Source organism: Streptomyces neyagawaensis (assembly GCF_023516595.1).
GTDB lineage: Bacteria > Actinomycetota > Actinomycetes > Streptomycetales > Streptomycetaceae > Streptomyces > Streptomyces neyagawaensis.
In genome coordinates this window covers 585,685-598,886 of the sequence record NZ_JAMGBG010000001.1, presented here as the reverse complement: position 1 = coordinate 598,886, position 13,202 = coordinate 585,685, and the positions used below count along the sequence as shown (strand labels likewise).

8 protein-coding genes are annotated in these 13,202 nt (G+C 69.4%); all 8 read left to right on the top strand.

Annotation, left to right across the window (positions count from 1 at the left end; translation table 11 throughout):
* Positions 1 to 4,276, top strand: a 4,276-nt coding sequence (locus M8J73_RS02440; RefSeq protein WP_249828158.1) for a HAMP domain-containing protein, incomplete at its 5' end; no start/stop codon positions are given.
* Positions 4,277 to 4,573: 297 nt separating this feature from the next.
* The gene (locus M8J73_RS02435) at positions 4,574 to 5,257 is read left to right on the top strand and encodes a response regulator (protein ID WP_055538482.1); all 684 of its coding nucleotides are present in this window, start codon (positions 4,574 to 4,576) and stop codon (positions 5,255 to 5,257) included.
* Between the two features lie 283 nt (positions 5,258 to 5,540).
* Positions 5,541 to 8,273, top strand: coding sequence for an FtsK/SpoIIIE family DNA translocase (locus M8J73_RS02430; RefSeq protein ID WP_240501213.1), 2,733 nt, complete (start codon positions 5,541 to 5,543; stop codon positions 8,271 to 8,273).
* Between the two features lie 294 nt (positions 8,274 to 8,567).
* The gene (locus tag M8J73_RS02425) at positions 8,568 to 9,434 is read left to right on the top strand and encodes a helix-turn-helix domain-containing protein (RefSeq protein WP_055538480.1); all 867 of its coding nucleotides are present in this window, start codon (positions 8,568 to 8,570) and stop codon (positions 9,432 to 9,434) included.
* 152 nt (positions 9,435 to 9,586) lie between these two features.
* A complete protein-coding gene (gene rimO, locus M8J73_RS02420) occupies positions 9,587 to 11,059 on the top strand; it encodes a 30S ribosomal protein S12 methylthiotransferase RimO (protein WP_079054802.1) in 1,473 nt (490 codons plus the stop codon).
* Positions 11,056 to 11,823, top strand: coding sequence for a CDP-diacylglycerol--glycerol-3-phosphate 3-phosphatidyltransferase (gene pgsA, locus M8J73_RS02415; RefSeq protein WP_079054801.1), 768 nt, complete (start codon positions 11,056 to 11,058; stop codon positions 11,821 to 11,823). The genes rimO and pgsA overlap by 4 nt, the downstream gene beginning before the upstream one ends.
* Positions 11,820 to 12,365, top strand: a complete 546-nt coding sequence (locus M8J73_RS02410) for a CinA family protein (RefSeq protein ID WP_055538477.1) — start codon at positions 11,820 to 11,822, stop codon at positions 12,363 to 12,365. Before pgsA ends, M8J73_RS02410 begins: the two co-directional genes overlap by 4 nt.
* A 109-nt stretch (positions 12,366 to 12,474) precedes the next feature.
* On the top strand, positions 12,475 to 12,852 hold the full coding sequence (locus M8J73_RS02405) for a helix-turn-helix domain-containing protein (protein WP_055511872.1): 378 nt from the start codon (positions 12,475 to 12,477) through the stop codon (positions 12,850 to 12,852).
* Positions 12,853 to 13,202 lie beyond the last annotated feature (350 nt).

Genomic DNA, 13,202 nt, shown 5'->3' with positions numbered 1-13,202 from the left:
CCTCACCGATTCGGTGAACACGGTCTTCCGGAACCTGACGATCCAGGTGCGGGACATCGCGGCGGTGACCACGGCCGTGGCCAACGGTGACCTCTCGCAGAAGGTCACCGTCGACGTGGCCGGCGAGATGCTCGAGCTGAAGAACACCGTCAACGGGATGGTCGACCAGCTGTCCTACTTCGGTGCCGAGGTCACCCGTGTGGCCAACGAGGTGGGTGCCGAGGGGCGTCTCGGCGGTCAGGCGAAGGTGCCGGGCGCGGCCGGTACGTGGAAGGACCTCACGGACTCCGTCAACACGGCGTTCCGGAATCTCACCGGACAGGTGAGGAACATCGCGGCGGTCACCACGGCCGTGGCCAACGGCGACCTCTCGCAGAAGGTCACCGTCGATGTCGCGGGCGAGATGCTCGAACTGAAGAACACCGTGAACACGATGGTCGACCAGCTGTCGTCGTTCGCCGACCAGGTGACCCGCATGGCCCGTGACGTGGGCACGGAGGGCCGCCTCGGCGGTCAGGCCCGCGTGGACGGTGTGTCGGGCACCTGGAAGGAGCTCACGGACTCCGTCAACTCGATGGCCGGCAATCTCACCTCCCAGGTGCGCAACATCGCGCAGGTGACGACGGCCGTCGCCCGCGGTGACCTGTCGCAGAAGATCGACGTCGACGCGCGCGGCGAGATCCTTGAGCTGAAGAACACCATCAACACGATGGTCGACCAGCTGTCGTCCTTCGCCGACCAGGTGACTCGGGTCGCCCGTGACGTGGGCACCGAGGGCCGCCTCGGTGGTCAGGCGCACGTACCGGGCGTCGCCGGTGTGTGGCGCGACCTCACCGAGTCCGTGAACGGCATGGCCGGCAATCTGACCGGACAGGTCCGCAACATCGCGCAGGTCGCCACGGCGGTCGCCCGAGGTGACCTCTCCCAGAAGATCACCGTGGACGCGCGCGGCGAGATCCTGGAACTGAAGAACACGCTGAACACGATGGTGGACCAGCTGTCGTCGTTCGCGGAGGAGGTCACCAGGGTCGCCCGTGAGGTGGGCACGGAGGGCCAGCTCGGCGGTCAGGCCGAGGTGCAGGGTGTGTCCGGCACCTGGAAGGACCTCACCCAGTCGGTGAACTTCATGGCGAACAACCTGACCATTCAGGTGCGCCAGATCGCAGAGGTCACCACCGCGGTCGCCAAGGGTGACCTGTCGAAGAAGATCACCGTGGACGCCAAGGGCGAGATCCTCGAACTCGTCACCACGGTGAACACGATGGTCGACCAGCTGTCGTCCTTCGCCGAGCAGGTGACCCGGGTGGCCCGCGAGGTGGGCACCGAGGGCATCCTCGGCGGCCAGGCGCACGTGCCGGGCATCACCGGCATCTGGAAGGACCTCAGCGGCAATGTGAACCTGATGGCCAAGAACCTGACCATGCAGGTGCGCAACATCTCCCAGGTCGCCGCCGCGGTCGCCAACGGCGACCTCACGCGCACGGTGACGATCGAGGCACGCGGCGAGGTCGCGGAGCTCGCCGACACCTTCAACAGCATGGTCAAGACGCTGAGCTCCTTCGCGGACCAGGTCACCAAGGTGGCCCGCGAGGTGGGCACGGACGGCATCCTGGGCGGCCAGGCGCACGTACCGGGTGTGGCGGGCACCTGGAAGGACCTCACCGAGTCCGTGAACTCGATGGCGTCCAACCTCACCGGACAGGTCCGCAATATCGCGATGGTCACGACCGCCATCGCCAAGGGCGATCTCACCAAGAAGATCGACATCGACGCGCGCGGCGAGATCCTGGAGCTGAAGACCACCATCAACACGATGGTCGACCAGCTGTCGTCCTTCGCCGAGGAGGTCACCCGGGTGGCCCGCGAGGTGGGCACCGAGGGGCAGCTGGGCGGTCTGGCGCGGGTGCGGGACGTCGATGGCACCTGGCGGGACCTCACCGAGTCGGTGAACGAGATGGCCGGGAACCTCACCCGGCAGGTGCGCGCCATCGCGCGCGTGGCCACCGCGGTGACCCGGGGCGACCTGAATCTCAAGATCGACGTGGACGCGTCGGGCGAGATCAAGGAGCTGCAGGACTACATCAACAAGATGATCGCCAACCTGCGCGACACCACGATCGCCAACCAGGAGCAGGACTGGCTCAAGGGTAACCTCGCCCGGATCTCCGCCCTGATGCAGGGTCGCCGGGACCTCGACGACGTGGCGTCCTTGATCATGAGCGAGCTGACCCCGGTGGTCTCCGCGCAGCACGGGGCGTTCTTCCTGGCGATGCCGCTGGTCGACGGCAAGGACCTGGGCCCGGACAACGAGGACCAGTACGAGTTGCGGATGCTCGGCTCGTACGGTTACTCGATGGGCTCCATGCCGACGTCGTTCCGGCCGGGGGAGGCGCTGGTCGGGACGGCCGCGCAGGAGAAGCGCACGATCCTGGTGGAGAACGCGCCGAGCGGTTATCTGAAGATCTCCTCCGGGCTCGGTGAGGCGCCCCCGGCACAGGTCATCGTGCTTCCGGTGCTCTTCGAGGGGACCGTGCTCGGTGTGATCGAGCTGGCGTCGTTCACGCCGTTCACGCAGATCCAGAAGGACTTCCTCAACCAGATCGCCGAGATGATCGCGACGAGCGTCAACACCATCTCCGTCAACACCAAGACGGAGGTGCTGCTGAAGCAGTCGCAGGAGCTGACCGAGCAACTGCGGGAGCGGTCGGACGAGTTGGAGAACCGGCAGAAGGCCCTCCAGGCGTCCAACGCCGAACTGGAGGAGAAGGCCGAGCTGCTGGCCCGGCAGAACCGCGACATCGAGGTCAAGAACACCGAGATCGAGGAGGCGCGGCAGGTCCTGGAGGAGCGGGCCGAGCAGCTCGCCGTCTCGATGCGCTACAAGAGCGAGTTCCTGGCGAACATGTCGCACGAGCTGCGTACGCCGCTCAACTCACTGCTGATCCTCGCCAAGCTGCTCGCGGACAACGCCGAGTCGAACCTGACGCCCAAGCAGGTCGAGTTCGCCGAGACGATCCACGGGGCGGGCTCCGACCTGCTCCAGCTGATCAACGACATCCTGGACCTGTCGAAGGTCGAGGCGGGCAAGATGGACGTCTCGCCGACCAGGATCGCGCTCGTCCAGCTCGTCGACTACGTGGAGGCCACCTTCCGGCCGCTGACCGCCGAGAAGGGCCTGGACTTCTCCGTACGCGTCTCGCCGGAGCTGCCGGCCACGCTGCACACGGACGAACAGCGGCTGCTCCAGGTGCTGCGGAACCTGCTGTCGAACGCGGTGAAGTTCACCGACTCCGGGGCCGTGGAGCTGGTCATCCGGCCGGCCGGCGCGGATGTGCCGGTGGCCATCAGGGAGCAGTTGCTGGAGGCGGGCTCGCTGAGCGACCCGGACGCCGCCATGATCGCGTTCTCGGTGACCGACACCGGGATCGGTATCGCGGCCAGCAAGATGCGGGTGATCTTCGAGGCGTTCAAGCAGGCCGACGGCACCACGAGCCGCAAGTACGGCGGTACGGGTCTGGGGCTGTCGATCTCGCGGGAGATCGCCCGGCTGCTGGGCGGCGAGATCCACGCCCAGAGCGAGCCCGGACGCGGCTCCACCTTCACCCTCTACCTGCCGTTGCACCCGAGCGAACTGCCTCCGCAGGGCTACGCGAGCAACAGCCCGTCCTCGCTGGAGGCCGGGGAGCTGCTGGCCTCCGAGGCCGAGCTGAGCGAGCCCGCGGAGACACCGGCCGAGGTCAAGTCGTACCAGGAGACGCAGAACGGGGCCGCCGCTCTGTTCAGGCGCCGCCGCAGGGCCGTGCCGGCCGGTCCGTCGTCCGGGATGCCCGGCCAGGGCAGCGGGCAGGCACCGGAGCACTGGGCGCAGGAGGCGCCGCAGGCGCGCCGTGCGGACCGGTTCGACGGCGAGAAGGTGCTGATCGTCGACGACGACATCCGCAACGTCTTCGCGCTCACCAGCGTCCTGGAGCAGCACGGCCTGTCCGTGTTGTACGCGGAGAACGGCCGCGAGGGCATCGAGGTCCTGGAGCAGCACGACGATGTGACAGTCGTCCTGATGGACATCATGATGCCCGAGATGGACGGGTACGCGACGACCACGGCGATCCGCCGGATGCCCCAGTTCGCCGGGCTGCCGATCATCGCGCTGACGGCCAAGGCGATGAAGGGCGACCGGGAGAAGGCGATCGACTCGGGCGCATCCGACTATGTGACCAAGCCGGTCGATCCGGATCATCTGCTGGCGGTGATGGAGCAATGGATGCGGAGTGAGTGACGGGACGGGTCGCACGCGGTCACAACCGGGTGAGCGGGACGCCCAGTTGTTGACTGAGTGTGGCCGCGGCCGTGTAGAAACGCGGGATTCGGGGAACCTTCTGGTCCCCCGCCGCGTTTCTGCTACGAGCACAGTGACATCACGGTGACAGGGTGTGGCGACGGGCGGGGTGCGGCTACGATGACCGGCACAAGGACGGGCGGCGCAAGGGAGTCGTCCCCTGAGGTGACACCCGGCGGTGTCACCTCGGATCCTGAGGACAGGGGAGGCCCCAAGCCGGGGCGAGGAGGGCGGGCCATGGTGCAGAAGGCCAAGATCCTCCTGGTCGATGACCGGCCGGAGAATCTGTTGGCGCTGGAGGCCATCCTCTCCGCGCTCGATCAGACGCTGGTGCGGGCATCGTCCGGGGAGGAAGCGCTCAAGGCGCTGCTGACGGACGACTTCGCGGTCATTCTGCTGGACGTCCAGATGCCGGGTATGGACGGATTCGAGACGGCCGCGCACATCAAGCGGCGTGAGCGGACACGGGACATCCCGATCATCTTCCTCACCGCCATCAACCACGGCCCGCACCACACCTTCCGGGGGTACGCGGCGGGCGCGGTCGACTACATCTCCAAGCCGTTCGACCCGTGGGTGCTGCGGGCGAAGGTCTCCGTGTTCGTCGAGCTGTACATGAAGAACTGCCAGCTCAGGGAGCAGGCGGCGCTGCTACGACTCCAGTTGGAGGGCGGCGGCAAGGGCGCGGCGGGCGGCTCCAAGGAGCCCTCCGGCGGCATCCTCGCCGAACTCTCCGCGCGCCTCGCGGCCGTGGAGGAGCAGGCGGAGGCCCTCTCCAAACAGCTCGACGACGACTCGGCGGACGCGGCGGCGGTGGCCACCGCGGCCCATCTCGAACGCAAACTCACCGGGCTGCGCAGGGCGCTGGACGCGCTGGAGCCGGGCACGGGCGGCCCCGCCTCGGTGCCCTCGCAGAACTGAGCGGAGCCCCGCCGGGGGACGTGCACGGGTCCATGCCGCGGAAGTGGCCGGGACCCGGCCGCAGTTGTGCCCTGACGGCGCGAGGGCCGTGCTCTGACGGCCGCGGCAGCCGTGCTCCGACGGCCGCGGTGGTGTGCCGGACGGCACCGGCAGCTGTGCCGGACACATCGGCGCTGAGTGGCCGTCAGAGGCCGTCAGCTTTGGGGCGACGGACCCGCGACACGAACGGGTGAAGCAGTAGGCACACGTGTCGGCTGTGGCCTCCACCGGTAACCTCACACTCATGGCCTCACGTCAGTCCGCTGCGAAGAAGTCGCCCGCGAAGAAGGCGGCCGCTCCGACGAAGGCTCCGGCGAAGAAGGCCCCCGCGAAGAAAGCCGCCGCCAAGAAGGCACCCGCCAGGAAGGCGGCGGCGAAGAAGACGGCCCCTCCGAAGCCGGCGCCCAACCCGACCGGGGGCGTGTACAAGCTCGTACGCGCCGTCTGGCTCGGTGCCGCGCACGCCGTCGGCGCCGTCTTTCGCGGCATAGGGCAGGGCGCGAGGAACCTCGACCCGGCGCACCGCAAGGACGGCGTCGCGCTGCTGCTGCTCGCCCTCGCCCTGATCGTCGCCGCCGGCACCTGGTCCCATCTGCGCGGCCCCGTCGGCGACCTCGTCGAGATGCTCGTGACCGGCGCCTTCGGCCGGCTCGACCTGCTCGTGCCGATACTGCTCACGATCATCGCCGTACGGTTCATCCGGCACCCCGAGAAGCCCGACGCCAACGGCCGCATCGTCATCGGCCTGTCCGCGCTCGTCATCGGTGTGCTCGGACAGGTCCACATCGCCTGCGGGTCGCCCGCCCGCAGCACCGGGATGCAGCCCATAAGGGACGCCGGCGGGCTCATCGGCTGGGGCACGGCCACCCCGCTGACGTACACCATGGGCGAGGCGCTCGCCGTGGCCATGCTCGTGCTGCTCACCGTCTTCGGGCTCCTCGTCGTCACCGCGACCCCGGTCAACGCGATCCCGCAGCGGCTGCGGCTCCTCGGGCAGAAGCTGGGCATCGTCGCGGCCGACGTGGACGAGGCGTACGGCGACGACGACGCGCGCTACGACGAACAGTGGCGCGAAGGGCTCCCCACGCGCCCTCGTCGCGGCGGATCCGCCCCCCAGGAGTACAACCCGGACGGCGCCGAGCAGGAGGCCCTCTCCAGGCGCCGCCCCCGGCGTTCCGCCGTGCGCCAGCCCGACCCGGACCGGCCGATGGACGCCGTGGACGTCGCCGCCGCGGCCGCCGCCGCCCTCGACGGGGCCGTGCTCCACGGGATGCCGCCCTCGCCGGTGGTCGCCGACCTCACCCACGGGGTGAGCGCCGGGGACCGCGAGGACACCACGCCCGTGCCCGCCGCGCGCACGAAGACGCCCAAGCAGGACCCCCCGGCCGCCAGGACGGCCAAGGCCGCGCAGCAGGAAGCCCTGGTGCCGGACCTGACCAAGAAGGCCCCCGACGAGCCACGTGACCTGCCGGCGCGGGCGGAGCAGCTCCAGCTCTCCGGCGACATCACCTACGCGCTGCCCTCGCTCGACCTGCTGGAACGGGGCGGCCCCGGCAAGACCCGCAGCGCCGCCAACGACGCCGTGGTCGCCTCGCTCACCAACGTCTTCACCGAGTTCAAGGTCGACGCCTCCGTCACCGGCTTCACGCGCGGGCCGACGGTCACGCGCTACGAGGTCGAGCTGGGCCCCGCCGTGAAGGTCGAGCGGATCACCGCGCTGACCAAGAACATCGCGTACGCCGTCGCCAGCCCGGACGTACGGATCATCAGCCCGATCCCCGGCAAGTCGGCGGTCGGCATCGAGATCCCCAACACCGATCGCGAGATGGTCAACCTCGGCGACGTCCTGCGCCTCGCGGACGCGGCCGAGGACGACCACCCGATGCTGGTCGCGCTCGGCAAGGACGTCGAGGGCGGCTATGTGATGGCCAACCTGGCGAAGATGCCGCATGTGCTCGTCGCGGGCGCGACCGGCTCCGGCAAGTCGTCCTGCATCAACTGCCTCATCACGTCGATCATGGTCCGCGCGACCCCCGAGGACGTGCGCATGGTCCTCGTCGACCCCAAGCGCGTCGAGCTGACCGCGTACGAGGGCATCCCGCACCTCATCACGCCGATCATCACCAACCCCAAGCGGGCCGCCGAGGCGCTCCAGTGGGTCGTGCGCGAGATGGACCTGCGCTACGACGACCTCGCGGCGTTCGGCTACCGGCACATCGACGACTTCAACGAGGCCATCAGGAACGGCAAGGTCAAGCTGCCCGAGGGCAGTGAGCGCGAGCTCCAGCCGTACCCGTACCTGCTGGTCATCGTGGACGAGCTCGCCGACCTGATGATGGTCGCGCCGAGGGACGTCGAGGACGCGATCGTCCGCATCACCCAGCTCGCCCGTGCGGCCGGCATCCATCTGGTGCTCGCCACGCAGCGTCCGTCGGTCGACGTCGTCACCGGTCTCATCAAGGCCAACGTGCCGTCACGGCTCGCCTTCGCCACCTCGTCGCTCGCCGACTCGCGCGTCATCCTCGACCAGCCGGGCGCCGAGAAACTCATCGGCAAGGGTGACGGGCTGTTCCTCCCGATGGGGGCGAACAAACCCACCCGTATGCAGGGCGCGTTCGTGACCGAGGACGAGGTCGCGGCGGTCGTCCAGCACTGCAAGGACCAGATGGCGCCCGTCTTCCGCGACGACGTCACCGTGGGCACCAAGCAGAAGAAGGAGATCGACGAGGAGATCGGCGACGACCTCGACCTGCTGTGCCAGGCGGCCGAACTCGTCGTCTCCACGCAGTTCGGCTCGACTTCCATGCTCCAGCGCAAGCTGCGCGTCGGATTCGCCAAGGCCGGGCGGCTGATGGACCTCATGGAGTCGCGGGGCGTCGTGGGACCGAGCGAGGGCTCCAAGGCGCGTGACGTTCTCGTGAAACCCGACGAGCTGGACGGAGTGCTGGCGGTGATCCGGGGGGAAACTGGGGAGTAGGGGGCTGTGAGGGACGGCCTCCGGCCGGGTGGAACTCGCAGGGAGCACGGGTGGACCCACGACATCCGGGTATTCGAACGTGACCCAGCCGTAAGGAATCCGTGAGCAACCGTTTCCCTTCGGCGTACGTCAAGTTGGAGGAAGGGAAAGCCACGTGCCGCACCCTCACCACCAGCAGGATGACCGGCCATTCTGATGGCGTACAAAGACCCACCGCCCGGTTGCCCCACCCTTTCGCACCCCCCCTAGACTGAACCTCCAGCACAGGTGGCTACACGCTCGAAAGGCGCCCCCGTGTCCATCGGCAACTCCCCTGACGGCAACTTCCCCGAAGACGAGCGTCCGTTCGAAGACGACCGAGACGAACGCGCGGCGGAACGCCCCTCGATCGGCCATGCCCTCAGGCAGGCGCGTATCGACGCCGGGCTGACCGTCGACGACGTCAGTAACGCCACCCGGGTCCGCATCGCCATCGTGCACGCGATCGAGCGGGACGACTTCGCCCCTTGCGGCGGCGACGTCTACGCGCGCGGTCACATCCGCTCCGTCGCGCGCGCGGTGCGCATCGACCCCGCCCCGCTGCTCGCCCAGTACGACGAGGCGCACGGCGGGCGTCCCGCGCCGACCCCGGCGGCCCCCCTGTTCGAGGCGGAACGCATCCGCCCCGAGCGCCGCGGACCCAACTGGACCGCCGCCATGGTCGCCGCGATCGTCGCGGTGATCGGCTTCGTCGGCTTCACCGCGTTCGACGGCGGACAGGACGACGACGCCTCCAGCCAGGCCGTCGAGGGCTCCACGCCGACCGCCGGCAAGTCACCCTCGCCCACGCCCAAGGCCGACAAGCCCGAGGCCGACCCCAAGCCGGAGCCGTCCGACAGCGCCATCGCGGCCGCGCCCCGTGACAAGGTCACCGTCCGGGTCACGGCCTCCAACGGCCGCAGCTGGATCTCCGCCAAGGACCACAGCGGTCAGCTGCTGTGGGACGGCCTCCTCCAGCAGGGCCAGTCCAAGACCTTCCAGGACAGCTCCAAGATCGACCTCGTCCTCGGTGACGCGGGGGCCGTCCAGCTCTACGTCAACGGCAAGAAGATCAAGGACGAGTTCCGCCCCGGCCAGGTCGAACGCCTGACGTACACGAAGGGCGACCCGGAGGTCGGCTGACCGGGGGGCCCGCCGCGCAGGGGTCGTGAGGCCCTCCGGCGGGGCGGGCGATCCGCACAGAAGACGCACAGGGAAACGTACGCACGGGGTTGGCCAAGATCGGCCAACCCCGTCGACGTGGGCTGTCAGTGGGACGAAGTAGTCTTGAGCCCATGCCTGAACGCCGTACCGTCGCACTCGTCACTCTTGGCTGCGCCCGCAACGAGGTGGACTCGGAGGAGCTCGCAGGCCGTTTGGAGGCGGACGGCTGGGAGCTCGTCGAGGACGCCGAGGACGCGGACGTCGCGGTCGTCAACACCTGTGGCTTCGTCGAGGCCGCCAAGAAGGACTCCGTCGACGCCCTCCTGGAGGCCAACGACCTCAAGGGCCACGGCAGAACCCAGGCCGTCGTGGCGGTCGGCTGCATGGCCGAGCGGTACGGCAAGGAGCTGGCGGAGGCCCTGCCCGAGGCCGACGGCGTGCTCGGCTTCGACGACTACGCGGACATCTCCGACCGCCTCCAGACCATCCTGAGCGGCGGCGTCCACGCCTCGCACACCCCGCGCGACCGCCGCAAGCTGCTGCCGATCAGCCCGGCCGAGCGCCAGGACTCGGCGGCCGAGGTCGCGCTCCCCGGGCACGCCCCCGCCGATCTTCCGGACGGACTCGCCCCGGCCTCCGGCCCGCGCGCACCCCTGCGCCGCCGGCTCGACGGCTCACCTGTCGCGTCCGTGAAGCTCGCCTCCGGCTGCGACCGCCGCTGCTCGTTCTGCGCCATCCCGTCCTTCCGCGGCTCCTTCATCTCCCGCCGCCCCTCGGATGTGCTCAACGAGACCCGCTGGCTCGCCGAGCAGGGCGTCAAGGAGATCATGCTGGTCTCCGAGAACAACACCTCGTACGGCAAGGACCTCGGCGACATCCGGCTGCTGGAGTCGCTGCTGCCCGAGCTCGCCGAGGTAGACGGCATCGAGCGGGTGCGCGTCAGCTACCTCCAGCCCGCCGAGATGCGGCCCGGCCTCATCGACATGCTCACCTCCACGCCCAAGGTCGTGCCCTACTTCGACCTCTCCTTCCAGCACTCCGCGCCCGCCGTGCTGCGCTCGATGCGCCGCTTCGGCGACACCGACCGCTTCCTGGAGCTGCTCGACACCATCCGCGGCAAGGCCCCCGAGGCCGGTGTCCGGTCCAACTTCATCGTCGGCTTCCCCGGCGAGACCGAGGCCGACCTCGCGGAGCTGGAGCGCTTCCTGAACGGCGCGCGACTGGACGCCATCGGTGTCTTCGGATACTCCGACGAGGAGGGCACCGAAGCGGCCACCTACGACAACAAGCTCGACGAGGACGTGGTCGCCGAGCGCCTCGCCCGCGTCTCCCGGCTGGCCGAGGAACTGGTCTCGCAGCGCGCCGAGGAGCGCGTCGGACAGACGGTCCGCGTCCTGGTCGAGTCGGTCGACGGCGACGAGGGCGCCTACGGCCGCGCCGCCCACCAGGCGCCCGAGACGGACGGCCAGGTGCTGTTCACGAACGGCGAGAACCTGACGGTCGGCCTTATGGTCGACGCGAAGGTGGTCGGCACCGAAGGCGTCGACCTGGTGGCCGAGGCGCTTCCGGGCTCCCTCGCGTGTACTGAGGAGGCGGCCAGATGACGGGTGTCCCGGCATCCGCGGCGGGCGGCTCCCCCGGTGCCAAGAGCGCCACGAGTGCTCCCGGCGCTTCCGGCGCCCCGGGCGGTCCCGGTGCCCCGAGCGGTCCCGGTGCCCCGAGCGGTCCCGGAGACACCAGGCCCGTGCGTGGCGGGAAGCTCGGCGCTGCCGCCGTCAACCAGGCCAGCCTCTGGAACATCGCGAACATCCTGACCATGGTCCGCCTGGTCCTCGTCCCCGGCTTCGTCGCGCTGATGCTCATGGACGGCGGATACGACCCCGTGTGGCGTGCCTGGGCCTGGGCCGCCTTCGCCGTCGCCATGATCACCGACATCTTCGACGGTCATCTGGCCCGGACCTACAACCTCGTCACCGACTTCGGGAAGATCGCCGACCCCATCGCCGACAAGGCGATCATGGGCTCGGCGCTGATCTGCCTGTCGTACCTCGGTGATCTGCCCTGGTGGGTGACGGCGGTCATCCTCGGCCGGGAACTCGGCATCACCCTGCTGCGTTTTGTCGTCATCCGGTACGGGGTGATCCCGGCGAGCCGCGGCGGCAAGCTGAAGACGCTCGCCCAGGGCACCGCCGTCGGGATGTACGTCCTGGTCCTGGAGGGCCCCCTGGCCACCCTGAGGTTCTGGGTGATGGCCGTGGCGGTCATTCTCACCGTCGTCACCGGACTCGACTATGTGAGACAGGCCATTGTGTTGCGCCGACGCGGAATCGCCGAGCGCCAGGCCGCGGCGGAGGGAGCGGAACGGTGACATCCACAGCCGCTGACGTGCTGCGACTACTGAGGGTGAGGGGCGAGACGCTCGCCGTCGCCGAGTCGCTCACCGGCGGTCTGGTCGCGGCCGCGATCACGGACGTCCCCGGCGCCTCCCAGGCCTTCCGGGGCTCGGTCACCGCGTACGCGACCGAGGTGAAGCACCAGTTGTTGGGTGTCGACCCCACCCTCCTGGACCAGCGCGGAGCGGTGGATCCGCAGGTCGCGGCCCAGATGGCGGACGGTGTCCGCAAGGCGCTCGGCGCCGACTGGGGAATTTCGACCACCGGGGTCGCGGGCCCCGACCCACAGGACGGGCAGCCCGTCGGCACGGTCCATGTCGCTGTCGCCGGCCCCTTCGGCGCGGATTCGGGCACATTCGATGGCGGGAAAGTGGCGTCGATGAGGTTGAACGGCGGCCGGGCGGAAATTCGTATGGAGAGTGTACGGAGCGTGCTCGGACTCCTCCTCCAGGAGCTCGTGGGCGAACAGACCGGGAATGAGCGGGCACAGGATACGGAACAGAACGGGGGGACTTGATGTTTGCAGCCCTGAGTGAACACAACAGCGCTCCCCGCACGGCCGCAGCGCGAGGCGGTACGGTGGGGCGTGAAGGATGCGGCTACACGGTCCGAGGAGGGAGCCACCGATGATTCTGCTCCGTCGCCTGCTTGGTGACGTGCTGCGTCGGCAGCGCCAGCGCCAGGGCCGTACTCTGCGCGAAGTCTCCTCGTCCGCCCGAGTCTCACTCGGCTATCTCTCCGAGGTGGAGCGGGGGCAGAAGGAGGCTTCCTCCGAGCTGCTCTCCGCCATTTGCGACGCGCTGGACGTACGGATGTCCGAGCTCATGCGGGAAGTGAGTGACGAGCTCGCCCTTGCCGAGCTGGCCCAGTCCGCAGCGGCCACCGAGCCGGTGCCAGCACCAGTGCGTCGACCCATGCTCAACTCCGTGTCGGTGGCCGGTGTGCCACCGGAGCGGGTCACGATCAAGGCGCCCACCGAAGCGGTGGACGTCGTGGCGGCGTGACAGCCGCACGTGTATGCGTGAGGTTCGGCGCACGCCGCTGAAGTAGAAGTAGAAGCGCGATGGAAGCCCCGGGCGGGCCTCCAGGGAGACCTGGGGGTGTCGGCCGGGGCTTTTGCGTGGGGTGAGCGGGGGGGGGAGGGGGGAGGCAGAGGGGGAGGAGGAGGCCGGAGCGGGGCGGGGGCTGGTGAGAGGGGCGGGTGCTTGGGGGTTCCCGTTTGCCGGGGTGGGGGTGTGCGGTCATGGTGGAGGGGCGGGCTCGGGGGCGTGCGCGCGAGCAGTTCGTGCCCGCACACCGTCGTCAAGGGCGTAGGGCCGACCAGGTCGTACGTCTGTACGTACCCTCGAGAACC